This window comes from Chryseobacterium sp. HNCC26DJ238 (assembly GCF_057180465.1).
Genome location: NZ_JBXUGI010000079.1, coordinates 1 through 322, shown reverse-complemented (window position 1 = coordinate 322; position 322 = coordinate 1). Strand labels below are relative to the sequence as shown.

The 322-nt window shown below is 46.0% G+C and carries 1 protein-coding gene; it reads right to left on the bottom strand.

What is annotated here, in order from left to right:
• The coding region (locus tag AC2A07_RS19785) for a DUF6443 domain-containing protein (RefSeq protein WP_484051812.1) at positions 1-322 on the bottom strand (322 nt) is incomplete at both ends.

Below are 322 nucleotides of genomic sequence, written 5' to 3'. Positions count from 1 at the left end.
GGGGGAGTTTTCCAGGATTTTCTCCGCATAGATTTTCTCAGCTCCGTAGATCTCAGGCTGCGTGGCATTGGCAAGGGGATTGGGAACGATGGCTCCATTCAGAGTGTTCGACTGCGGTACGGGAAGGTAATCTTTTACCTGTCTTCCGAATCCGTCGTATTCGATGTGGGTCACAACATCTTTTCCTGTAGGTGAGGCTTTAATATTAACGACCTGTTTGGGTCTTCCCAGGCCGTCGATATACTGAACGGTTTCAGCGGTTTTGGAAGGAGTTGTTCCTGTATAATCTAAATAGGTTTTCGTATATACATAGTTTTCGTTT